Raw genomic sequence first — 22,415 nt, forward strand, 5'->3', positions numbered from 1 at the left:
CACCTGGAAGCACTACAATCTGCCGGATGAGCGCACTCTACGAAGACGCCGGACTCAGCTTGGACGAGGGCGGAATGACGATCAAGCGCTACTACTTCCCGTTTGCCAATGCCAAGCGCATCGCCTACTCAGACGTTCAGGGCATCAAGAGTCAGAAGATGGGCTGGGCGTCCGGTAAAGGCCGGATCTGGGGCGCCGGCGATCCCCGCTACTGGTTCCCGCTGGACGCCCGCCGCGGCCGCAAGTCCACGCTGTTGGTGATCGACGTGGGCCGCCGGGTCCGGGCCTGCATCACTCCCGAGGACCCGGACAAGGTCGTCGAAATACTCAGAGCCAAGGTAAAGGTCTGATCGGCCGGGGTTTGCTGGTCGGGCTGACCGCGGCCAGCGTCGGTGTCATCTACGGCTACGACCTTTCTTCCATCGCAGGCGCGCTGCTGTTCATCACCAAGGAGTTCGACCTCACCACCCGCCAGCAGGAGTTGGTGACGACGACGGTGGTGATCGGCCAGATCGGCGGCGCCCTCGGCGGCGGAATACTTGCCGACGCGATCGGTCGCAAGAAGACGATGGTGCTGATTCTCATCGGCTACGCGCTGTTCGCCCTGTTGGGGGCGGCCGCGACTTCGGTGCCCATGTTGCTGGGCGCACGCCTGTTGCTCGGCGTGACCATCGGGGTGTCGGTGGTGGTGGTCCCGGTGTATGTGGCCGAATCGGCGCCGGCGGCGGTGCGCGGGTCGCTGCTGGCCGGCTATCAGCTGGCCACGATCAGCGGCCTCATCCTGGGCTATCTGACCGGTTACTTCCTGGCCGGATACGAGGGCTGGCGCTGGATGCTCGGGCTGGCGGCCGTGCCGGCCACGCTGCTGCTACCGCTGTTGGCACGGATGCCCGACACCGCCCGGTGGTATCTGCTGCGCGGCCACCGCGACGATGCGCGACGCGCGTTGCTCAGGGTGGAGCCCGAAGCCACCGTCGACGCGGCACTGGCCGAGATCGCCACCGCGGTGGCCGCCGACCAGCGCGGTGCCGGCGGCGGTCTTTCCGAGATGCTGCGGCCGCCGTATCTGCGGGCCACCCTGTTCGTGGTCACGCTCGGCTTTCTGGTGCAGATCACCGGCATCAACGCGATCGTGTACTACAGCCCCCGGCTGTTTGCCGCCATGGGCTTTCAGGGTTTTTTCGCGCTGCTGGCGCTGCCGGCGCTGGTGCAGGTCGCCGGGCTGGTGGCGGTGTGCACGTCACTGTTTCTGGTGGACCGGGTGGGCAGGCGGCCGATCCTGTTGTCCGGCATCGCCCTGATGATCGTCGCCGACGCGGTGTTGGTCGTCGTGTTCGCCCGCGACCCCAACGCCTCGGGTGCTCTGGTACTCGGGTTCGGCGGCGTGCTGCTGTTCATCATCGGGTTCAGTTTCGGCTTCGGCTCACTGGTCTGGGTGTTCGCCGGCGAGAGCTTCCCCTCACACTTGCGCTCCAAGGGGTCCAGCGTGATGCTCACCTCGAACCTGTCGGCCAACGCGATCGTCGCGGGATTCTTTCTGACCATGCTGCACTGGCTCGGCGGCGCTGGCGTTTTCGCGGTTTTCGGGGTTTTCTCGGTGTTCGCGTTCTGGGTGGTCTACCGGTACGCGCCGGAAACCAAAGGTCGTCAACTCGAGGACATCCGGCATTTTTGGGAGAACGGCGGCCGCTGGCCCACGGAGGTGGCATGACTGTGGTCCGGGCCGGCACCGTCGTCATCGACGGCGAGGTCTGCCGGCCGGGCTGGGTGCACACCGACCGCGGCCGCATCGTTGCCTGCGGCACCGGCGCACCGCCCGCCGCAGCGACCGTCGACCTGCCCGATTCCGTCGTGGTGCCAGGCTTTGTCGACATGCACGTGCACGGCGGCGGCGGGGCGTCGTTCAGCGACGCGCCGGCCGCGGCCGCGCAGTTCCACCGGCGGCACGGCACCACCACGACCCTGGGCAGCCTGGTCACCACAGCGCCCACCGAAATGCTCGCCGGCGTCCGCACTCTCGCGGAGGCGACCCGTCAGGGCGTCGTGGCGGGCATCCACCTGGAAGGACCGTGGCTCAGTGTCGCGCGGTGCGGCGCCCAAGACCCCCAACAGATCCGGCCGCCGGACCCCGCCGAGATCGACGCCGTGCTCGCCGCGGCCGACGGCACCATCCGGATGGTCACGCTGGCCCCGGAGTTGCCCGGCAGCGACGATGCGATCCGGCGCTTCCTCGATGCGGGCGCCGTTGTCGCCGTGGGACATACGGATGCGACATATCAAGAGACCGAGCGCGCGGTGGCGCTCGGCGCATCCGTCGGCACCCACTTGTTCAACGGCATGCCAGCGATGGATCACCGCGATCCCGGACCCGCGCTCGCTCTGCTACAGCACCCGCGGGTGACGCTCGAACTCATCGCTGACGGCGTGCACGTGCACCACGCCATGGTGCACGCGGTACTGGGGTGGGCGGGCCCCGAACGCGTCGCCGTCATCACCGATGCGACCCTGGCGGCCGGATGCGGAGACGGCGAGTACCTGCTGGGCGCGGTGCCCGTGGTGGTAGCCGGCGGGGTAGCCACGGTGCGCGGCACCTCCACCATCGCGGGCAGCCTGGCGACCATGGATCAACTCTTCCGTACCGTCGCGGGGTGTGCGGGTCTGGCCGCCGCGGTGCGCGCGACCTCCACGATCCCGGCCCGCGCTCTCGGACTCGACCGGGTGGGCGCCATCCGTGCCGGATACGACGCCAACCTCGTGGTGCTGGAACGGGATCTGCACGTGCAGGCCGTGATGGTGCACGGCTCCTGGCAAGTCGAGTTGGACTAGCCGCTATCCGCCGCCGCCGGCGGGGCTGGTCTCGTTGGGGTTGGGCTGAGGGCGTGGCAATGAGGCGCGAGCAGCCTGCCGAGCCACGAGCCAGGCGGAGAACTCGGCCTCAGCCGCCTGATACGTCTGCGCGGCGACCTTCGTCGCCTCCACGAACTGGGCATACAGCCCCGCAACGTGGATGCTCAGCCGCTCGTAGGCGCGGCCGTACTCGGAGAACAACGACGCGATGGCTACCGAAACCTCATCCTCACCGGCCGTCATCAAAGTCGTGATCGAGGTGGCGGCGGCCGCACCGGCCGTGCTCAACGCCGAACCGATGTCCTCCAGCTGTTTCGCCGACGCCGCCAACGCCGTCGGCGTTACCACGACAAACGACATACGACCTCCCACCCGGCGCCCCGGCCGGCTGCGCAAAGACTTCATCCAGTGTGCGCAGAATTCGGAGCAGTCGCGGTGGACTTCACCGGAAGTTCACCTGATCGCCCGTAGACGTCACGTCAGACCGGGCTGCGACGTCATCGATGTGTACCCGAACCGACGTGTACCCGAGGATCAGGAGGCACCGTGACGATCGAACAGACTGGGACGACACGGTTCCGCGCGGCGGTCGAGGCCGGCCACTTCGACACCATCGGCAACATTCTCGCCGCCGAAGCTGTGTTGCACAGCCCGATCACGTATCGGCCGTATCGGGGCCGGGAGGCGATCACGGTGATCATCGGCACGGTCGCCAACGTGCTCGACGATTTTCGTTTCGTCGATGAGCTGGACGGCGCGTTGATCTTCACAGCGAACGTGGACGGACGCGACCTGCAGGGTTGCGATGTCCTGCATACCGGCTGCGACGGGCTGATCGACGAGATCACGGTGATGATGCGCCCGCTCAAGGCGGTCGCCGCGTTCGCCGGCAGGATGCGCACCGAACTGTCCGCGTTCAGCGGCGACGCCTGAACAATCGCGAAAGTGTCAGCGCCCCAACGGCTCCCGCGGCCATAGCGGCCGCCGTTTGCCGGGGCCGCAAACCCTCCTCCACCAGAATCCGCGGGCTGATGATCGCGGGCGGTGGGGGGTCGACGTGCTTGTCTCTGGGATCCTCCCGCACCGCCGTCGCCGCCCAGGCGGTAGCGAACAACAGCAGTGACCACGTCACGAACGCGAACACCATCAAGCCCAGTACCGGTCCGAACGCCGCGCCCGCCGGGCTGCGCACCACCGTCTGCAGGTAAATCGAACCCACCTGCTTGAACACCTCGAATCCCAGCGCCGCCATCATCCCGGCCCGGACCGAGGTGGCCAAGCGCACCGACGCCCGCGGCAACCGGGCGATCATCCAGGTGAACAGCAACCATGACACCAGGACCGAGACGGCGACCGACACACCCCGGAACACCTCGTCGAACACCGAATAGTCGGGAATGTGCAGCCATTTCAACACCGCAGCCATCGGTCTGCGCTGGCCCAGAGCGCTCAACGAGACCGTCGCCGTAATCACCAGGAAGGTGCCCACCATGGCGGCCAGATCGGACAGCTTGGTGCGCACATAGCCGTCGGGCTCGACATGCTGTTCCCACATCTCACTCAGCGCTTCGCGCAGGTGCCACATCCAGCCCAGACCGGCCCAGGCCGCGGTGGCCAAACCGATCACTCCGACCGATGCCCGCGCGTCGATCGCCGAATCGATCAGATCGACCAGCTGCTGTCCCAGCTCGCCGGGCACTGCGGCGCGGACGCGGCCGTCCAGGGTGTTCAGCAGCTCCGGGCGGCTCGCCAGCGCGTATCCCGCCGCCGCGAAACCCACCATCAGCACCGGGAACAACGCAAAGATGGTGTAGTACGTCAGGCCCGCGGCGAAGAACGTGCCCTTCTGCTTGGCGAAGCGTGTGTAAGCCCGCAGCAGGTGATCGAGCCAGGGATGGCGGCTGCGCAGCCGGTCGAGGATCCCCGGCTTCTGCGTCTCTTCGGTCATCGCACTGAACGATTGCCGGTGCATTGCCCGCGACGAAGACAGACGCCAACGAGACGGTGCGACCGCCCCTGCTCGTTCATGTCACATCATTGCCTTTGCGGAAGGAAACCCAAGCGATCGTAGACCCGTTGCAGGGTTTTGCTGGCGACGTCGTTGGCGCGTTGCGCACCGACGGCCAGCACGGACTCGAGCTCGGCGAGGTCGGCCGTCAGTTCCTCCACCCGGGCCTTGATCGGGCTGAGGTATGCCACGACGGCCTCGGCGGTGTCCTTTTTCAGGTCGCCGTAGCCACGACCGGCGTAGCCGTCCACCAGGGTGTCGATGGCGACGCCGGTGACCGCCGACTGAATGCTGAGCAGATTGGACACGCCGGCCTTGGCCGCCGGGTCGTAGCGGATCTCACGCTCGCTGTCGGTGACCGCCGAGCGAATCTTCTTGGCGGACTTCGCCGGATCGTCGAGCAGGCTGATCAGCCCGGCGTCGGTGGACGCAGATTTGCTCATCTTCGACGTGGGGTCCTGCAGGTCGTAGATTTTCGCGGTCATCGTGGGAATGAGCACGTCGGGAACCACGAAAGTGTCCGGGAAGCGGCCATTGAACCGCTGGGCGATGTCGCGGGCCAACTCCAGGTGCTGGCGCTGGTCCTCCCCCACCGGCACCAGGTCGGTGTCGTAGGCCAGCACGTCGGCGGCCTGCAACACCGGGTAGGTGAACAGTCCGACGGTGGTGGAGTCGGCACCCTGCTTCGTCGACTTGTCCTTGAACTGGGTCATCCGGGAGGCCTGGCCGAAGCCGGTGAAACAGCCGAGCACCCACGCCAGTTGGCTGTGGGCCGGTACGTGACTCTGCACGAAGATGGTGGCGCGGTTCGGGTCGATGCCCAGCGCCAGGTACTGCGCGGCGGTGATCAGGGTGCGCCGCCGCAGCGCATCGGGATCCTGCGGGATGGTGATGGCGTGCAGGTCGACGACACAGAAGAAGGCCTCGTAGCCGTCCTGCAGGTCCACCCATTGGGCCACCGCGCCCAGGGCGTTGCCGAGGTGCAGGGAGTCGGAGGTGGGCTGCACACCGGAGAAGATCCGGCGGGTTGCGGTAGGGGTGTTCATGATGCCCCGATCTTTTCACGGCCCGCGCCGCCGCGAGCGTGAAGCCAGCTTCACGCTCGGCGCCGAACGTGAAGCCAGCTTCACGCTGGGCGACCTGGGCGACCTGGGCGACCCGGGCGACCTGGGCGACCCGGCGAGCGAGCCCGCCGGGGGTAGCTTGCGGTACCGCCGGTACCGCATTTAATGTCGGATAGATGCGACGTCTGCGTAGACCGTCCCCGGCCGGGGCCGCTCGCGTCCCCATCCACCTGGGCCCCAAGGACGGCTCTGCCGAGCCGGTCCTGCTGCTACACCCGTTTCTGATGTCACAGACGGTGTGGGAGGTCGTCGCCCGGCAACTGGCCGACACCGGCCGTTACGAGGTGTTCGCGCCCACCATGGCCAGCCACAACGGCGGCCCGCGCGCCGGCACCTGGTTCCTGTCGTCGCAGGTGCTGGCCGACCACGTGGAGCGCCAGATGGACGAACTCGGCTGGCAGACCGCGCACATCGTCGGCAACTCACTGGGCGGGTGGGTCGCCTTCGAGCTGGAGCGACGTGGACGCGCGCGCAGCGTCATGGGGATCGCCCCGGCCGGTGGCTGGACGCGGTGGAGTCTGGCGAAGTTCGAGGTGATCGGAAAGTTCATTCTTGGCATTCCGCTGCTGATATTCGCCTGGCTGTTCGGGCCGCGGGTGCTGCGGCTCCCGTTCAGCCGTCCGCTGGCCACCTATGCGATCAGCGCGAAACCCGAAGGCGTCAGCGAGCGCGAGCTCAGCGTGATCATCGACGACGTCGCGCACTGCCCGGCATACATCCAGCTTCTGCTCAAGGCCCTGCTGATGCCCGGCCTGCAGGAACTCGCGGAGAACGCCGTCCCGGCACATTTGGTGATCTGCACCAAGGACCGCATCGTCCCCTCGCCCCGGTTCAGCCGGCACTTCCGCCACCATCTGCCCGACGACCACTGGTTCACCGTGCTCGAGGGCGTCGGGCACGTGCCGATGTTCGAGGCGCCCGGCCGGGTCACCGAGGTGATCGTGGAATTCCTCGAAGAGGTCGCACCGTCTGCTCGCGTTCTCGAACCGCCCGCCGGCTGACCCCGCCACGGCCACGGAATTGGCAGGGTCCAGCTGCCATACGTTAAACTCCGTAATCGGTCATGAGCGCCAGCGTCAAGCCCCGGCTTGCTGGCCGGCAACCCTCCAACCGCGGTGGGGTGCCCCGGGTGATGACCAGGTTGAGTAGCCCCAAACGGCTACGCGGCAAGCGCGGGTCCGCCGTGACGGGCCCCTGAGCTGACAGGGAAACGTGATGCGCACTCTCCTCACTCACCTAACCCGGCCTGCCGTGCCGTTCTTTGCCTAACCGCCATTGCTGAGCAGAAAGCGATCAGAGTGAGCTCCGACAACAACGACACAGACCCGACCGCACAGTGGTCTTTCGAGACCAAGCAGATCCACGCGGGCCAGCGGCCGGACCCGACGACCAACGCGCGCGCCCTCCCGATCTACCAGACCACGTCCTACACCTTCGACAACGTCGCGCACGCCGCCGCGCTGTTCTCGCTGGCCGAGCCGGGCAACATCTACACCCGCATCGGCAACCCGACCACCGACGTGGTCGAGCAGCGCATCGCCGCCCTCGAGGGCGGGGTGGCCGCGTTGTTCCTGTCCTCCGGGCAGGCCGCCGAGACGTTCGCGATCCTGAATGTCGCCGGTGCGGGCGATCACATCGTGTCCAGTCCCAGGCTGTACGGCGGCACCTACAACCTGTTCCACTACTCGCTGGCCAAGCTCGGCATCGAGGTCAGCTTCGTGGAAGACCCCGACGACCCCGATTCCTGGCAGGCCGAAGTCCGGCCAAACACCAAGGGGTTCTTCGCCGAGACCATTTCCAATCCGCAGATCGACATCCTGGACACGCCCGCGGTCGCCGAGGTCGCGCACCGCAACGGCGTCCCGCTGATCGTCGACAACACCATCGCCACGCCCTACCTGATTCAGCCGCTGTCCCAGGGCGCGGACGTGGTGGTTCATTCGGCCACCAAGTACCTGGGCGGGCACGGCTCGGCGATCGCCGGGGTGCTCGTCGACGGAGGCACCTTCGACTGGACGCAGGGCCGCTTCCCCGGTTTCACCACCCCCGACCCCAGCTACCACGGCGTGGTGTACGCCGAGCTGGGGCCGCCGGCCTACGCGCTCAAGGCCAGGGTCCAGCTGCTGCGCGACCTCGGCTCGGCGGCGTCGCCGTTCAACGCGTTCCTGGTGGCGCAGGGCCTGGAAACGCTGAGCCTGCGCATCGAGCGGCATGTGGCCAACGCCCAGCGCGTCGCCGAGTTCCTGGAAGCGCGTGATGACGTGCTGTCGGTCAACTACGCGGGGCTGCCGAGTTCGCCGTGGCATGAGCGTGCCAGGAAGTTGGCGCCTAAAGGCACCGGTGCCGTGCTGGCGTTCGAGTTGGCCGGTGGTGTGGAGGCCGGCAAGGCCTTCGTCGACGCCCTGCAATTACACAGCCACGTCGCCAACATCGGCGACGTCCGTTCACTGGTCATCCACCCGGCGTCGACCACCCACGCTCAGCTCAGCGCCGCCGAGCAGCTGGCCACCGGCGTGACTCCGGGTCTGGTGCGGTTAGCGGTAGGCATCGAAGGTATTGCCGATATCCTGGCCGACCTGGAGCGTGGTTTCGCCGCAGCCCGGGTATCCGGCGCCTCAGCTGACACTAGCGACCCGCAAGCCGTGGCGGCCTTCTGAGGAGACCTTCTGACATGACGATCTCCGACGTGCCAACCCAGACGCTGCCCGCCGAAGGCGAGATCGGCGTCGTCGACATCGGCTCGCTGAGACTCGAAAGCGGCGCGGTGATCGACGACGTCCACATCGCCGTGCAGCGCTGGGGCGAGTTGTCGCCGGCGCGGGACAACGTCGTGATGGTGTTGCACGCGCTGACCGGTGATTCGCACATCACCGGGCCCGCCGGACCCGGGCACCCGACCCCGGGCTGGTGGGACGGGGTCGCCGGCCCGGGTGCGCCGATCGACACCGATCGCTGGTGTGCGGTGGCCACCAATGTGCTCGGCGGTTGCCGCGGCTCCACCGGCCCGAGTTCGCTGGCTCGCGACGGAAAGCCCTACGGCTCAAGGTTTCCGGCTATCACGGTGCGTGACCAGGTCCAGGCGGATATGGCCGCGCTGGCCGCGCTGGGTATCACCGATGTCGCCGCCGTGATCGGCGGGTCCATGGGTGGCGCACGAGCGCTGGAATGGTTGGTCGGCCATCCGAACCGGGTGCGGGCCGGACTGCTGCTGGCGGTCGGCGCACGCGCCACCGGCGATCAGATCGGCACCCAGACCACCCAGATCGCCGCCATCAAAGCCGACCCGAACTGGCAGGGCGGCGACTACCACGAGACGGGCCGCGCACCCGATGACGGGCTGCGGATCGCGCGCCGCATCGCGCATCTGACCTACCGCGGCGAGGTCGAACTCGACCGGCGCTTCGGAAACGACGCACAGGACGGCGAAGACCCGACGGCGGGCGGCCGCTACGCCGTGCAGAGCTACCTGGAACACCAGGGCGACAAGCTGCTCGCCCGGTTCGACGCGGGCAGCTACGTGACCCTGACCGAAGCGCTCAACAGCCACGACGTCGGTCGTGGCCGCGGCGGGCTGCACGCGGCGCTCACCAGGTGCGCGGTGCCCGTCGTGGTCGGAGGGGTAACCTCCGACCGGCTCTACCCGTTGCGGTTGCAGGACGAGCTGGCCGAGCTGCTGCCGGGTTGCGCGGGGGTGCGGGTGGTCAAGTCCGTGTGCGGACACGACGGTTTCCTGGTGGAGTCGGACGCCGTCGCCGTCTTGATCCGCGAGACCCTCGACCTCGCTCTGACCCAAGGCGCGTGTTCGCGGTGACCCGATCCAGGCGTGACCGCTCCCTGTCGTTCGGCTCGGTGGCGGCCGCCTATGAGCGCGGTCGTCCCACCTATCCACCCGAAGCGATCGACTGGCTGTTGCCGGCGGGCGCCCGTGAGGTGCTCGATCTGGGTGCGGGCACCGGCAAGCTGACCACCCGTCTGGTCGAACGCGGCCTGGACGTGGTGGCCGTCGATCCGGTGCCCGAGATGCTGGAAGTCCTGACCGCTTCGCTGCCCGAAACCCGCGCCCTGCTGGGTACCGCGGAAGAGATTCCGTTGCAGGACAACAGTGTTGACGCGGTACTGGTCGCCCAGGCGTGGCATTGGGTGGACCCGGCCCGGGCGATTCCAGAGGTGGCGCGGGTGCTACGGCCGGGCGGACGGCTGGGCCTGGTGTGGAACACCCGCGACGAACGGCTGGGCTGGGTGCGCGAGCTGGGTGAGATCATCGGTCGCGACGACGACCCGTTGCGCGACCGCGCGACGTTGCCCAAACCGTTCACCGACGTGCGGCGCCACCAGGTGGAGTGGACCAATTACCTGACACCGCAAGCACTTATCGATCTGGTGGCATCTCGAACATATTGCATCACCTCACCGGCGGAAGTGCGCAGTCGAACACTGGACAAGGTCCGCGAGTTGTTGGCCACGCATCCCGCGCTGGCGAATTCGGCTGGTTTGGCCCTGCCGTACGTCACGGTGTGTGTGCGGGCGACGCTGTCCTGAGTTGCCGCACGCCGGCGCGGCGGTTCCACCGCCACTGGTCCACCCGGCGCAGGAACGCGAACGGCACGGGATCGCGCAGCTGCATCGGCACTCCGGCGTGCGGACCCACGCTACTCAAAATTCCTTGTGCGGCAAGATAACCGGAGCTGGCGGCTTTCTCCATGGTCGGCACGAAGAAGGTGAGCTCGGGCGAATACGCGGCTTCACCGGCCAGGTAGAGATTGGGCACTTCGGTGTGCACACGCGGCGATCGCTCGCGGGCACCGGGCATCAGGATGGTCAGCGGCGACAGGTTCACCATGCGCCGTCCCGCCGCGGGCGGATATGCGAGATGTGGAGGCAGGGCGCCGGCCCGGTAGTCGGCATCGCCGAGATGGAGCAACTCGTAATCGAGCTGCCAGCCAGAGATCTCCGACCGGTCGAGGCCGCATTGCGCCAGGCATTCGGTCAGGATCTCCTCCGGGCTGCATTCGGAGAGCGGCCGGCCGAAGATCCGTCCCGGCCTGTCCACATCGCTCCAGGTCATCGACAGCACGTACCTGGTGCCCTCGGGCAGCCGGACGTCTTGCCAGAAGCCCTCGCCCTGGATCACCGAGACGAGCGACCATTCGCTGTCGATATGGCTGGCCGGGACTCCCGGACGCGCGAAAGACGGCCAGGTCGCCGGGATGTCGCGCAGAAAGCACTGGATTCCGTTCGACGACTCGAGGGCAATCGCGTGCTGCTGGATCAGGTGCGGAAGGCGTTGCCGTGCTTGATCTTTCCCGGCAAGCTTGCGCAGCGTCAGATACGGCAGCGCCAGAATGGCGTAGTCACAAGCGATCCGGCGGCCATCCATCGATGTCAACGCGCTGACGCGACCGCGCTCGAACTCGATGTCATCGATGCGCAGCTCGAATTGCACATCGACCCCGAGGTCACGCAGGTGACGAATCCAGGGGTCGACCATCCGTTCGCTGGTCGGTCCGTTCATCATCATCACCGACGGCAATCGGGTGTCGCCCAGGGCCACCGGGACACTCGTCAGATGAAACAGCGCCTTGAGGATGATGGGCGCGATCGCCGCGGCCTCTGCCGTCGGGCGCGCCGCGACGAAGATGCGCGGCAGCGCGGCAAAAAATGCCTGGGCTGCCGCGGACTTGCGGTTGAGTTGCAGGAAGTCGGCATAGGAGATGTCGCCCATCTCGGCGAAGAACCGATCCCGGCACATCCACAACAGACGCAGGTGAGCGCGCAGATAGTGAATCGTGTCCGAGACCGGCACGCCCACGCGCGCCAGCCCGGCGACGACGAGTGTGCTGCGCAACGCCATCCGGACGAGTAGCTGCAGCGGGTTGATCAGCGCGCGAATGCGTGCGGCGCCGCGGCTCCGGCGCTGCAGCGCGACCGGGGCCGAGGGCCGGCCGATCACTCCTTTGCCGGTTACCCGCACCGCGCTCACGCCGACCAGGTTGTCGAGCACGCTCAGGCCGTTTTCGGCCGGGATGCGCGAAAACAGGGTAAGCAGCGTCTGGTAGTAGTCCAGATAGATTCGCAGGCTGTGCTCGACCGGCTGGCCCTCGGCGTTGCGCAGGCTCTTGGCCTTGCCTCCACCCTCAGATGCCGCTTCGCACAATGTGACTCGCACGCCGGCCTCGGCCAACGTCATTGCGGCAGCCATACCCGCAATGCCGGCGCCGGCGATGACAACGTGAGTATCGGCAGGGGCCATGTGGTCTCTCCTTAAGCGCGCCGCTGAAACTCGACAAACGTCGGCTCGGCCGGTTGGACGGTGCGCCGGCGCACCTGGGGGATGGGGGGTCACACGCCCACTGGCGCCCGCAGCCGGGATCCGCTACAGTTTGCAAATCCTATCCCTGGGAAACATTAGCATAGCAGTACGATTTGGAGCCAGTCATTACCGCCTACGCCCCTGCCACCACTGATCTTCCGCGCGTTGACGCGGCCAGACCGAGCATGCCGGACGGCTCGTTGCGGCGGCGGCAACAGCCGTCGTCGTCAATCATCCTGTCGGTGGCGGCTTTTGGCGCCTTCCTGGCGTTTCTGGATTCGACCATCGTCAACGTCGCATTTCCCGACATCCAGCGGCATTTCCACAGCAACATGGGCAGCCTGTCCTGGGTGCTCAACGGCTACAACATCGTCTTCGCGGCCTTCCTGGTGGCTGCGGGCCGGCTTGCCGATCTGCTCGGGCGCAAACGCATGTTCCTGCAGGGCGTAGCGCTGTTCACCGCGGCGTCGGCGCTGTGCGCCGCCGCCGACACCGTCGACCAGCTCATCGCGTTTCGCGTAGTGCAGGGTCTGGGCGCCGCAATCCTGGTTCCGGCATCCCTCGGCCTGGTGGTCGAGGGCTTCAAACTCGACCGGCGCGCGCACGGCGTAGCGCTGTGGGGTGCGGCCGGAGCGATCGCGGCGGGGCTGGGGCCACCGATCGGCGGTGCGCTTGTCGCGGCGGCGAGCTGGCGGTGGGTGTTCCTGGTCAACGTCCCGATGGGGATCGCGGCGCTGATCGCGGCTCGCCGGTTGCTGGTGGAGAGCCGGGCGGCCGGCCGTCGCCGCGTACCCGACTTCCGTGGTGCGGTACTGCTCGCAGCGGCGCTGGGCTTGCTGACCCTCGGCCTCATCAAGGGCTCGGACTGGGGATGGGCCAGCGCCGCGGCCATCAGCTCGTTCGCCGCCGCGGCGGTCGCCATGGCGGGATTTGTGATCAGCTCGCGATATCACCCGGCGCCACTGATCGAACCCGCGTTGCTGCGCATCCGTTCCTTCGTCGCCGGGACCGTCCTGACCGCGGTCTGCGCCGTCGCTTTCTACGCCTATCTGCTGACCCACGTGCTGTTTCTCAACTACGTCTGGGGCTACAGCCTGCTGAAGGCCGGACTTTCGGTCGCGCCATCGGCGTTTGTGGCCGCGGTCGTCGCGGCGGTGCTCGGCCGCGTCGCCGACCGGCGCGGATACCGCGTCATCGTCGCGATCGGCGCGCTGATATGGGCCGGCAGCCTGGTGTGGTACATCGAGTGCGTCGGGTCCACGCCCGACTTTCTCGGTGCCTGGCTGCCCGGCCAGCTGCTGCAGGGGGTCGGGGTGGGCGCCACCTTTCCGCTGCTGGCAAGCGCGGCGTTGTCGCAACTGGTCTCGGGCGGCAGCTACGCCACCGCGTCGGCGGTGACCGGCACTGTCCGTCAGGTCGGCGCCGTGATCGGCGTTGCGCTGCTGGTGATCCTGATCGGCACGCCGGCACCCGGTGCCGCCGAAGCGGTGCTCCGTCGCGGCTGGGTGATGGCCGCGGTCTGCCTGGCGGTGGTTGCACTCGGGGCGGTTTTCCTGGGTCGCCCCCAGACCCCCGCGGTGCCCGATACTGCCGGCGACCCCGCCGACCCGCTGCCCCCGGCGCCGGAGCCGCCGCCGAGCCGTCCGACCGTCGAGCTGCCGTCGACAGCCCTGGATGCGGCCATCCTGGTACAGCTCCGACGCAACGGGACGCAGGTCGTGCTGACCGCCGGCTCGTATCTGTTTCACGCCGGCGATGCGGCGGATTCGCTGTTCATCGTGCAGGAGGGCCGTCTGCAGGTGCTCGACTCCGACGGCGTCGTCGCCGAACTGGGCCGTGGCGACGTGGTCGGCGAGCGCGGCGCGCTCATCGGAACCCCGCGGTTCGCGTCAGTGCGCGCGTTGCGAGACTCGGTTCTGACCCAGCTGACCAGAGACGAGTTCGAGCGGATCGCCGACGCCCGGATACTGGGGGCATTGCTGAGGGTGCTGGCCCAGCGCCAACACCAGCCTCCCCGCGCGACGTACCGGTCCACCCCCGAAGCCGTGGTGACCGTCATCGGCGCCGACCACACCGCCCCGGTGGCGATGGTCGCCGCCAACCTCTGCGTGGCCCTCTCGGACCGGCTGCGGGTGGTCGCCCCCGGACGCGTGGACCGCGACGGATTGGAGCGGGCCGAGCGCGATGCCGACCGGGTGGTGTTGCAGGCAACGGTGGACGAACCGGTGTGGCGTGACTTCTGTCTGCGCGTCGCCGACCGCGTCGTGGTGGTAGCCGGAGACTCCGTTCCGGCTGCCGAAACGCTGCCGCCCCGCGCCCGGCACGCCGACCTGGTGCTGCCCCGGCCCGGCGCCGACCGCCGGGCGTGGGAGGAATTGATCACGCCGCGGTCGATGCACGCGGTGAGCCCGCACACCTGCCACGACGACCTGCGCCCATTGGCCGCGCGGATTGCCGGCCAGTCCGTCGGGCTGGTGCTCAGCGGTGGCAGTGCGCGGGCCCTGGCGCACATCGGCGTGCTCGAGGAGCTCGAGTCGGCGGGCATCGTCATCGACCGCTTCGCCGGCACCAGCATGGGCGCGATCATCGCCGCGCTGGCGGCCAGTGGTCTGGATGCCGCCGGTGTGGACGCTCACATCTACGAGTACTTCGTTCGCCGAAGCCACGGCGATTACACCCTGCCGAGCAAGGGCCTGATCCGCGGGCGCCGGACCACGGCCGCGCTGCAGGCCGCCTTCGGCGATACCTGGGTGGAGGAACTGCCGAAGGAATTCCGTTGCGTCAGCGTCGATCTGCTGGCCCGGCAACCCGTTGTGCACCGCAGCGGCCGGCTCGCCGACGTTCTCGCGTGCTCGCTGCGGCTGCCCGTGTTGTACGCGCCGATGGTCTACAAGGGCGCGCTGCACGTTGACGGCGGCGTGCTGGACAACGTGCCGGTCACCTCGCTGGCGGGGCCCGACGGTCCGCTGGTCGCGGTGAGCGTCGCCACCGGCGGCAACCCCGGCCAGACGTCAGGACCGAGGCACGGGCGCACTCCGCGGGTTCCCGGCATGGTCGACACCCTGATGCGCACCATGACGATCAGCGGGGCGATGGCCTCGGCGGCAGCGCTGCAGCAGGCCGACGTGGTGATCAGGCCCAACCCGCACGACGTGGGCCTCATGGAGTACCACCAGATCGACCGGGCTCGTGAGGCGGGCCGCATCGCCGCTCGCAACGCCCTGTCGCAGATCTTCTCGGTGGCGGGACCTCAGCGATAGCCTCGCTTCAGCAGGTGTCTGGCCCCGGCGTTCATCGCCGCCGGGCCGGCCACCTCGAAGGCGAAGGCGTTGGCCAGCCGGTTGGTGATGTCGAAGGCCAGCGCCACCGCCAGCGCGTCGGTGATCTGTTGCGGAGAAACACCGTGGGCCAGCACGGCCTGCACATCGTCCGGGCCGACGGTGTGCCGGCGGGCGAGCTTCTCCAGCAACCGCAGGGTGGCGCGCAGCGGGTCGTCGACCGGCGCGGTGCCCGGGTCGGCCAGGGTGGCCTGCACCCTGGCCGGGTCGCCGTACCACTGGCTTGATGTGGCGGAGTGTGCGGCGATGCAGAACGGGCAGTCGTTGGCCTGGGAGACGACCGCTGCCATCAACTCCCGGTCGCCGACAGACCATTGCGAGGGTCCCCGCATGGCCTCGTGGGTCAGGGGCCCGGCGCCGTAGAATTCGGTCCGGTAGCGGGCCAGCTTGGCGGCGTCGACGACGGGCTGGCGGGTCATCAGGCGGATCACCGCGAACAGTGCCTTGGTCGGGATGCTATGGCCGCGATCCAGGATCGCCAGCCTCATCGGCCTGCTCCGGTGGCTGCTGCCAGTGCGGCCAGTGCGCTGTCGTAGTGACGGCCCGCCTGGCCGACGGCCGCGCACACCGCGATCTCGAAGATCTGGTCCTCGGTGAATCCGGCCGCGCGCAGCATGGCGATGTCGTCGTCGCTCACCTGGTGGGAGCGGTAGGCGATCGTGTCGACGAGTGTGCGGACCGGCTCGCTGAGGCCCGCGTTGTCGAACGCGGCCCTGCGCAGCTCGGTGGGTGCCTGTGCCGGGCCCGTGAGGATGCGGGCGACGAGCGCCCGATGCAGTTCGCTGATGTCGGTCATCGTGGTGTTATCCCCTTTCTTCTATGACGACGAACGGGGTAGCACGGATGTGACCGGAACCGGCGTCGTCAACGGGATGAGACCTACACAATGCGGCCGCCCATCGCTGCGCCGGGATTCTGGCAATGCACCGTGGAGCTCGACGGGTAAGGGCCGATATCGCTGCCGCGCCGGCCGATGAGCCGAGCGGCATACTGTCTACGGCAACACTTCCACGGAAGGGCGCACCGTCGGTGATTATCCGGGATGTCGCGGTGAGTGCGGTCGCTGACTTGGCTCTTCGACCGTCTCGTGCGTCGTTGGCCACGATCGCGGACGACGGGGTCGTCGTGGTGCCGGTGGGCGTGGAGCTCGAAGCACCAGCATGTCCAGCGGTGTCGGCGCGTATCGTGCGACTCCCCGCCGGGGGGCCCGACCTCTCGGGCCGCAAGGTCGTCTTGGTCGCCGACGACGGCCCGCAATGGTTTCGGTTGCGCTCGTTGACGATCAGGGGAATCGCCGAACCCGTGGAGACTCTTACCTACCGGGTTGAGCCCATCCGCGTCGTGGCTTACGACTACGGTGCGCTCCGCGAGGTACCCGCCCCACCCACCCGGCCCGCCGCGGCGCAACAAACGTCGGCTTCGGTCCTCGATGCGGGAAGCGACCCCTGTCAGGTTTTCCCGGCGAAACTTGACGCGGCGGTGCGTGAATCGCGAGTGATGATCCTGGCCAGCCGCTCCCGGACCGGAACCCCTTTCGCGGTACCGCTGTGGTTCGTGGCCCACCACGGCCGCATCTACGCGACGACCTCGGCATCGTCATGGGCAGTCCGCAATGTGGCGTGTTGCCCGCGGGTGGCCCTGCTGTTGGGCGGCGAGCGAGACGACACCAGGTCCCGACGACTGATCGTCGGCGGATGTGCCCAGGCGCTGCCCGGCGCCCCGCCGGCGGCGGTGCTTGCGCGCTTCGCGTGGCGCTATTACCTGCAACGAACCTTCGCGACAGTCGAATTGCAGCACATCGCCCTGTGGCGGCGGCGGTTGCAGTATTACCGCCAGGCCCAGGCAGCCCACCTGGTGATCACGCCCCGGACCGCCACAGAATGCCCGGTGCCATCACCGCCCCTACTGCGGAACCGGCAGCTTGGGACACAGGGTGAGGTAGCCGACCTTGGGTGATATCCACTGCTGCCAGTCCTCGTGGCTGACGTTGGAGGTGAGTTTCGAGCAGAGAAGCTCGACGGTGGCATCGAGCGGGGTGGGCCACAGGCGCACGGTGGTGTCGGCGCTGCCGGAAGCCAGGCTGCGCCCGTCGGGGCTGAACGCGACACTGAGAACGGCGTCGGTGTCGCTCATCAAGGCTTGTCCCAGCGGCGCCGCGTGAGCCGGATCAGTGAGGTTCCACAACTGCACTGCGTGATCCGCGCTGCCGGAGGCCAGCGTGTGACCGTCAGGACTGAACGCCACCTGATACACGTATCCGGTGTGCCCGTGCAGAGGACGACCCAGTGGGCTCGGATGCGCCGGATCGGTCAGGTTCCACAGCAACACGGTGTCATCACTGCTGCCGGACGCGAGGGTGCGGCCGTCGGGGCTGAAGGCCACGCTGAACACGACGCTCATGTAGCGACGAAAGGGTTGGCTCAACGGTCTCGCGTGGTTGCGGTCGGTGAGATTCCACAACCGGATGGTGGCGTCGTCGGCTCCGGAGGCCAGTGTGTGCCCGTCGGGGCTGAACGCGACACTGCGCACGGCAGCGCGGTGACCGGAAAGGGGCCCGCCCAGCGCCACCGGGTGCGCTCGGTCGGCCAGATCCCACAACAGGACGGTCGCGTCGTCGCCTCCCGAGGCCAGCGTGCGCCCGTCGGGGCTGAACGCGACACTGCGCACGGCAGCGCGGTGACCGGAAAGGGGCCCGCCCAACGCCACCGGGTGCGCTCGGTCGGCCAGATCCCACAACAGGACGGTCGCGTCCTTACCTGCCGAGGCCAGCGTGCGCCCGTCGGGGCTGAACGCCACGCTTTCAACGGCGCCGGTTTGACCCCGCAGCGGCTGGCCCAGCTGCCGCGCGTGATCCGGGTCCGCGAGGTCCCATAACCGGATGGTGGCGTCGCCGCTGCCGGACGCCAGGGTGTGCCCATCGGGGCTGAACGCCACACTGCGCACCGGGCCGGCGTGTCCTTGCAGGGGCAGCGCCGCGTCGAGGTCCCACAGTTGGATGGTGCCGTCACGGCTTCCGGAAGCCAGCGTGTGCCCGTCCGGGCTGAACGTGATACTGGGCACGTTGCCGCTGTGACCGGCCAGGGGGCGGCCCAACGGACCGGCATGCGCCGGATCCGTGACATCCCACAGTCGCACCGTGTCGTCGTCGCTGCCCGAGGCCAGGATGTGCCCGTCGGGGCTGAAGGCCAAACTTGCCACCAGGTCGGTGTGGCCCCGCAGCGGTTCACCGAACGGGCTCGGGTGTGCCGGGTCGGCGACATTCCACAACCGGATGGTGCCGTCGCCGCTGCCGGTAGCGAGGGTGCGGCCATCGGGGGCGAAAGCCAGATCCTGGACGAACGGGGTGTGTCCGCGTAGCGGTTCACCCAGCGCAGTCGGATGTGCCGGGTCGGCCAGGTTCCACAGACGCACAGTGTCATCGCCGCCGCCGGAGGCCAGGATCCGCCCGTCGGGGCTGAACGCCACACTGGTCACACCGGCGCCCGAGCCCGGCAGCGGCCCGCCCAGCGGACCGGAGTGTCGCGGATCGGCGACGTCCCACAAGCGCACCGCGCCGTCACCGCCGCCGCAGGCCAGCAGGCGCCCATCGGCGCTGAACGCGACACTGGCCACACCGGCGCCCGGGCCCAGCAGCGCCGCGCCGAGCGGACCGGAGTGCCGGGGATCGGCGACGTCCCACAAGCGCACCGTGCCGTCGGCGCCGCCGGAGGCCAGCACGTGCCCATCGGGACTGAATGCCACACTGGCCACGCCCGCGTCCGGGCCCTGCAGCGGCCCGCCCAGTGAGCTCGGGTGCGCCGGGTCGGTGACATCCCACAACCGCACGGTGCCATCGCCACCACCGGAGGCCAGGACACGCCCGTCGGGACTCACCGCCACAGTAGCGACCGGCGCTTGCGTGGAGATGATGATGCGAGTGGTGTTCAGCGCCGCGGCGGCGGTGTACAACGCGCCGCGGCCGGCAGCCGGGTCCGAGCGCATGCGTTGTGCCGCCAGAGTGGCGGTGAGCGCGCGGATGTTGCTGTCGGTAATGGTTCCGGAGAACACGGCAGCGGCTTGGGCGTCCAGTTCAGCGGCCAGTGCATTGCGCGCTTCACGGGTGGCCTGCTTGAAGCTGGCCACGGCCACCGCGGCGCCGATGACGGCGAGGACGGCGATGACGGACGTTCCGGCGAGGACGGCACGCAGGATCCGGCTGCGCTGTCGCAGCGCCACGGCGCTGTCCTGAGCCTGTTCGCGCGCCTGGGTCTCCGCCGCGGCAAGCTTCTTGGCGGCCTCGAGTTCGGCTTGCTGGCGCTGCTTTTCCCGCGCAGCCTGGTCGTTCTCACGCTGTCGCGAGGCGAGCAGATAGTCGCGCACGATGTTGAGCCGGTCGCGGAATCCTGGCTTGCCGGCCAGGTTTTCGGCCGCGGACAGCCGGGGACCGTGCAATAGCCAGGCGTCCTCATGGTGTTTCTTGTGCCATTCGGCGGCACTGCGTTCCAGGGCGTCGGCGGCCTTGAGGTCTTCGGACTCCTCGGCCAGCCAGCCCGCCAGTTCTTCCCAATGACGCAGCAGGCTTTCCAGGGCGACCTCGACGACCACCACGCCGTCGCGCAGGTCTTTCATCAGCAACCGCCGGGCGATGAAGAGCTCCAGCAGCGGGCGACTGTCCCGCGGCAGGTCGTCCCAGCGGGCCAGACGCCGCATCGGCTGGTCGTTGTCGGGATTGATGGTGGCCAGCCACGGGATGAACGCCGCCCGGAGTCGTTTCAGTTGCTCGGCGCGCTCACCCGGTTCCGATGACAGCAGCTCGCGGATCTCGGCTTGGACGACGCCGTCGATACCGCCCCGCTCGACGTAGGGCTGGGCCGTGAGCCGGCCCGTCGATCCGTAGTCGCGATACAGCCATGCCAGGGTGAGCGAGAGCAGCGGAAGTGTGTCCGCGCCCGCGGTCGCGTCGGCCAGTAGCAGGCGCACCAGATCCTCGTCGAGGTACAGCGGCCGTCCGCCGTCGGTCGATCGCTGCGCCGGCCCCGTTATCACGCGGTGGAACTGGGTCGCGTCCATCGGCCGGAGATCGAACTGCTTGGTCTGCAGCCCGGCGAGCTGAGGCGCGGTCTGCATGAGCCCGTAACAGTCGGTGCGGACGGTCGCCACCACGACGAACGGCAACCTGTCCTGACGGTTCGCGCCGAGCGCCAGATCCCGTATCAGCGTCAGGAACCCGGCGGCCTCCCCGCCGGCATCGGCGAGGAACAACTCCTCGGCCTGGTCCAGTGGCAGCACGATGGTGGGCGGCGCGCAGTCGGCGGCCGCGTCGAACCGCGGTCCGCCGGCGGCGTCCCGGCACTGCACCAGCCAGGTCCGCAGCTGCGCGGCGTCGCCGCGGGTACATGCGTCCTTGATGTCACCCAGGGGTGGCTCGGTCAGTCCTGCCCGTTGCCGCGTGGCGCAAATCGCCTGCGCCAGGCCGCAAGCTCCGGTGAGCGCCCGGAGTTCCGGCCGGACGATGTCCAGCACGAGATAACTGCCTGCCTCTTTCTGCAGCCGGGGCACGATGCCCGCGCGCAGGAAACACGACTTGCCTGCTCCCGACGCGCCGAGCACGACGAACAGGGTCTCGTCGCTCTCGCACATCCCGTGCAGGGCATCGATCGCGCGCACCAGCTCGGCGTCGCGACCGAAGAATACTCCCGCGTCGATCGGCTGGAAGGGTTCCCACCCGCGGTACGGCGGTCGGTCGGGCTCCGACGGCGGCGGCCACGGGAACGACGCCGCGCCGATAGCGCCGCGCGGCGAGTCCAATCCGGGCCGGGCGGCGCCGCTTCGCGGTGCCTCGCCGGGGTTTACCGGGGCAACCTGGCCGGGGTGTGCGGTGTCGCCGCTGCTGCCGCGCACCGGCGTCGCCAGCGCAGCCGCGGCCGCCGCCGCCAGATCGCCGGCGCTCGGGTAGCGCTCGCCCGGCTCCTTGGCCATGCCCCGGGCGACGACATCGTCGAAGCCGACCGGGACGCCGGACCGGCGCTCGCTCGGCCGCGGCGGGGGTGCGGTGAGATGCGCCGTCATCTGTTGTGCCACCAGGTCGCCGGCGAACGGCCGCTCCCCGGTGAGACATTCGTAAAGCATGCATGCCAGCGCATACACATCGGTACGGGCGTCGGCGACGTCGGTCATCAACCGTTCGGGAGCCATATAAGCCCACGTGCCGACGGTGCGGCCCGCGGTGGTCAATTTGGCGGCCGAGCTGTCGTAGGCGACACCGAAGTCGATCAGGTAGACGAAGTCGTGATCGGCGATCAGCGCGTTGGACGGTTTGACGTCGCGGTGCACCAGGCCGTGGGCATGAGCCGCATCCAGCGCCGCCGCGATCTGTTCGACGACCCGCACGGCTTGCGCGGGCGCCATCGGACCGTCGCGCCTGAGCGCGGTGTCGACGTCGACACCGTTGATGATCGGCATCACCAGGTACAAGCGACCGTCGATCTCGCCGGTGTCGTGGATCGGGATGATGTGTGGTTCGGTCAACCGCGCGCAGATCAGCGCCTCCCGGCTGAACCTCTCACGAAAATGCGCGTCGCGACCGCGGTCGGCAGGCAGGATCTTGATGGCCACATCGCGTCCCATGATGGTGTCATGGGCCTTGTAGACCTCGCCCATACCGCCCCGGCCGATCAGTTCGAACAGTCGGTATCGACCGAACTCGCTCGCTTCCAACCGACGCGCCCCTATTCCACTGCTCTGCTGCCACCGGACCCCGGACTCGACGACTCATCCCGGGCGATACGCACATTGAACCGGGCCGGGGA

The 22,415-nt window shown here is 68.6% G+C and carries 18 protein-coding genes and 1 riboswitch; of the genes, 11 read left to right on the top strand and 7 right to left on the bottom strand.

Annotated elements, in window-relative coordinates:
* Nucleotides 1–26 precede the first annotated feature (26 nt).
* From ACX9NE_RS21465 to nagA, 3 genes are read left to right on the top strand one after another with little or no spacing between them, the layout of a single operon-like run.
* Complete coding sequence (locus tag ACX9NE_RS21465; RefSeq protein WP_459363148.1) at nucleotides 27–350, top strand: PH domain-containing protein; 324 nt, start codon at nucleotides 27–29, stop codon at nucleotides 348–350.
* Entirely contained in the window at nucleotides 350–1,711 is a 1,362-nt protein-coding gene (locus ACX9NE_RS21470) for a sugar porter family MFS transporter (RefSeq protein ID WP_459363165.1), read from the top strand. The genes ACX9NE_RS21465 and ACX9NE_RS21470 overlap by 1 nt, the downstream gene beginning before the upstream one ends.
* Nucleotides 1,708–2,826 (top strand): N-acetylglucosamine-6-phosphate deacetylase, encoded by a 1,119-nt coding sequence (gene nagA / locus ACX9NE_RS21475; protein ID WP_459363147.1) that lies wholly within the window; start codon nucleotides 1,708–1,710, stop codon nucleotides 2,824–2,826. Before ACX9NE_RS21470 ends, nagA begins: the two co-directional genes overlap by 4 nt.
* 3 nt (nucleotides 2,827–2,829) lie before the next feature.
* Here nagA and ACX9NE_RS21480 read toward each other — a convergent pair whose 3' ends face one another.
* Complete coding sequence (locus ACX9NE_RS21480; RefSeq protein WP_459363146.1) at nucleotides 2,830–3,207, bottom strand: PE family protein; 378 nt, start codon at nucleotides 3,205–3,207, stop codon at nucleotides 2,830–2,832.
* Nucleotides 3,208–3,393: 186 nt separating this feature from the next.
* Between ACX9NE_RS21480 and ACX9NE_RS21485 the strand changes: the two genes are divergently transcribed.
* The gene (locus ACX9NE_RS21485) at nucleotides 3,394–3,780 is read left to right on the top strand and encodes a nuclear transport factor 2 family protein (protein ID WP_459363145.1); all 387 of its coding nucleotides are present in this window, start codon (nucleotides 3,394–3,396) and stop codon (nucleotides 3,778–3,780) included.
* Here ACX9NE_RS21485 and yhjD read toward each other — a convergent pair.
* Nucleotides 3,764–4,795, bottom strand: a complete 1,032-nt coding sequence (gene yhjD / locus ACX9NE_RS21490; RefSeq protein ID WP_459363144.1) for an inner membrane protein YhjD — start codon at nucleotides 4,793–4,795, stop codon at nucleotides 3,764–3,766. The genes ACX9NE_RS21485 and yhjD overlap by 17 nt on opposite strands.
* 86 nt (nucleotides 4,796–4,881) lie before the next feature.
* A complete protein-coding gene (trpS, locus tag ACX9NE_RS21495) occupies nucleotides 4,882–5,901 on the bottom strand; it encodes a tryptophan--tRNA ligase (protein WP_459363143.1) in 1,020 nt (339 codons plus the stop codon).
* A 1-nt stretch (nucleotide 5,902) separates the two neighbouring features.
* On the opposite strand from trpS, the gene ACX9NE_RS21500 reads away from it, so the two are divergent.
* The 5 genes from ACX9NE_RS21500 (at nucleotide 5,903) to ACX9NE_RS21520 (ending at nucleotide 10,518) form a co-directional block, all read left to right on the top strand.
* Complete coding sequence (locus tag ACX9NE_RS21500; protein ID WP_459363142.1) at nucleotides 5,903–6,085, top strand: hypothetical protein; 183 nt, start codon at nucleotides 5,903–5,905, stop codon at nucleotides 6,083–6,085.
* A gap of 97 nt (nucleotides 6,086–6,182) precedes the next feature.
* On the top strand, nucleotides 6,183–6,980 hold the full coding sequence (locus ACX9NE_RS21505) for an alpha/beta fold hydrolase (protein WP_459363164.1): 798 nt from the start codon (nucleotides 6,183–6,185) through the stop codon (nucleotides 6,978–6,980).
* A 58-nt stretch (nucleotides 6,981–7,038) separates the two neighbouring features.
* Nucleotides 7,039–7,158: riboswitch (SAM riboswitch) on the top strand.
* 113 nt (nucleotides 7,159–7,271) lie between these two features.
* Nucleotides 7,272–8,636, top strand: coding sequence for a bifunctional o-acetylhomoserine/o-acetylserine sulfhydrylase (locus tag ACX9NE_RS21510; protein ID WP_459370800.1), 1,365 nt, complete (start codon nucleotides 7,272–7,274; stop codon nucleotides 8,634–8,636).
* A 14-nt stretch (nucleotides 8,637–8,650) separates the two neighbouring features.
* The gene (metX, locus tag ACX9NE_RS21515) at nucleotides 8,651–9,790 is read left to right on the top strand and encodes a homoserine O-acetyltransferase MetX (protein ID WP_459363140.1); all 1,140 of its coding nucleotides are present in this window, start codon (nucleotides 8,651–8,653) and stop codon (nucleotides 9,788–9,790) included.
* Complete coding sequence (locus tag ACX9NE_RS21520) at nucleotides 9,787–10,518, top strand: class I SAM-dependent methyltransferase (protein WP_459363139.1); 732 nt, start codon at nucleotides 9,787–9,789, stop codon at nucleotides 10,516–10,518. Before metX ends, ACX9NE_RS21520 begins: the two co-directional genes overlap by 4 nt.
* Here ACX9NE_RS21520 and ACX9NE_RS21525 read toward each other — a convergent pair.
* Nucleotides 10,487–12,229 (bottom strand): FAD-dependent oxidoreductase, encoded by a 1,743-nt coding sequence (locus ACX9NE_RS21525; RefSeq protein ID WP_459363138.1) that lies wholly within the window; start codon nucleotides 12,227–12,229, stop codon nucleotides 10,487–10,489. The genes ACX9NE_RS21520 and ACX9NE_RS21525 overlap by 32 nt on opposite strands.
* Before the next feature lie 245 nt (nucleotides 12,230–12,474).
* On the opposite strand from ACX9NE_RS21525, the gene ACX9NE_RS21530 reads away from it, so the two are divergent.
* Nucleotides 12,475–15,549, top strand: coding sequence for an MFS transporter (locus ACX9NE_RS21530; RefSeq protein ID WP_459363163.1), 3,075 nt, complete (start codon nucleotides 12,475–12,477; stop codon nucleotides 15,547–15,549).
* On the opposite strand, the gene ACX9NE_RS21535 is transcribed toward ACX9NE_RS21530, so the two are convergent.
* Both ACX9NE_RS21535 and ACX9NE_RS21540 read right to left on the bottom strand, forming a co-directional pair.
* Nucleotides 15,540–16,115, bottom strand: a complete 576-nt coding sequence (locus tag ACX9NE_RS21535) for a carboxymuconolactone decarboxylase family protein (protein ID WP_459363137.1) — start codon at nucleotides 16,113–16,115, stop codon at nucleotides 15,540–15,542. The genes ACX9NE_RS21530 and ACX9NE_RS21535 overlap by 10 nt on opposite strands.
* Nucleotides 16,112–16,423, bottom strand: a complete 312-nt coding sequence (locus ACX9NE_RS21540; RefSeq protein WP_459363136.1) for a hypothetical protein — start codon at nucleotides 16,421–16,423, stop codon at nucleotides 16,112–16,114. The genes ACX9NE_RS21535 and ACX9NE_RS21540 overlap by 4 nt, the downstream gene beginning before the upstream one ends.
* 299 nt (nucleotides 16,424–16,722) lie before the next feature.
* Between ACX9NE_RS21540 and ACX9NE_RS21545 the strand changes: the two genes are divergently transcribed.
* On the top strand, nucleotides 16,723–17,583 hold the full coding sequence (locus ACX9NE_RS21545) for a pyridoxamine 5'-phosphate oxidase family protein (RefSeq protein WP_459363135.1): 861 nt from the start codon (nucleotides 16,723–16,725) through the stop codon (nucleotides 17,581–17,583).
* On the opposite strand, the gene ACX9NE_RS21550 is transcribed toward ACX9NE_RS21545, so the two are convergent.
* Nucleotides 17,530–22,323: an nSTAND1 domain-containing NTPase gene (locus ACX9NE_RS21550; protein ID WP_459363134.1), complete on the bottom strand. Its 4,794-nt coding sequence runs from the start codon at nucleotides 22,321–22,323 to the stop codon at nucleotides 17,530–17,532. The two genes, ACX9NE_RS21545 and ACX9NE_RS21550, sit on opposite strands and share 54 nt — an antisense overlap.
* Between the last annotated feature and the right edge of the window lie 92 nt (nucleotides 22,324–22,415).

This window comes from Mycobacterium sp. ML4 (genome assembly GCF_054515735.1).

Excerpts from the sequence above, each read along its gene's own strand:
- ACX9NE_RS21465 (WP_459363148.1), top strand. The coding sequence starts at position 27 with ATGAGCGCACTCTACGAAGACGCCGGACTCAGCTTGGACGAGGGCGGA.
- nagA (WP_459363147.1), top strand. The coding sequence starts at position 1,708 with ATGACTGTGGTCCGGGCCGGCACCGTCGTCATCGACGGCGAGGTCTGC.
- ACX9NE_RS21480 (WP_459363146.1), bottom strand. The coding sequence starts at position 3,207 with ATGTCGTTTGTCGTGGTAACGCCGACGGCGTTGGCGGCGTCGGCGAAA.
- yhjD (WP_459363144.1), bottom strand. The coding sequence starts at position 4,795 with ATGACCGAAGAGACGCAGAAGCCGGGGATCCTCGACCGGCTGCGCAGC.
- trpS (WP_459363143.1), bottom strand. The coding sequence starts at position 5,901 with ATGAACACCCCTACCGCAACCCGCCGGATCTTCTCCGGTGTGCAGCCC.
- ACX9NE_RS21500 (WP_459363142.1), top strand. The coding sequence starts at position 5,903 with ATGCCCCGATCTTTTCACGGCCCGCGCCGCCGCGAGCGTGAAGCCAGC.
- metX (WP_459363140.1), top strand. The coding sequence starts at position 8,651 with ATGACGATCTCCGACGTGCCAACCCAGACGCTGCCCGCCGAAGGCGAG.
- ACX9NE_RS21525 (WP_459363138.1), bottom strand. The coding sequence starts at position 12,229 with ATGGCCCCTGCCGATACTCACGTTGTCATCGCCGGCGCCGGCATTGCG.
- ACX9NE_RS21530 (WP_459363163.1), top strand. The coding sequence starts at position 12,475 with ATGCCGGACGGCTCGTTGCGGCGGCGGCAACAGCCGTCGTCGTCAATC.
- ACX9NE_RS21535 (WP_459363137.1), bottom strand. The coding sequence starts at position 16,115 with ATGAGGCTGGCGATCCTGGATCGCGGCCATAGCATCCCGACCAAGGCA.
- ACX9NE_RS21540 (WP_459363136.1), bottom strand. The coding sequence starts at position 16,423 with ATGACCGACATCAGCGAACTGCATCGGGCGCTCGTCGCCCGCATCCTC.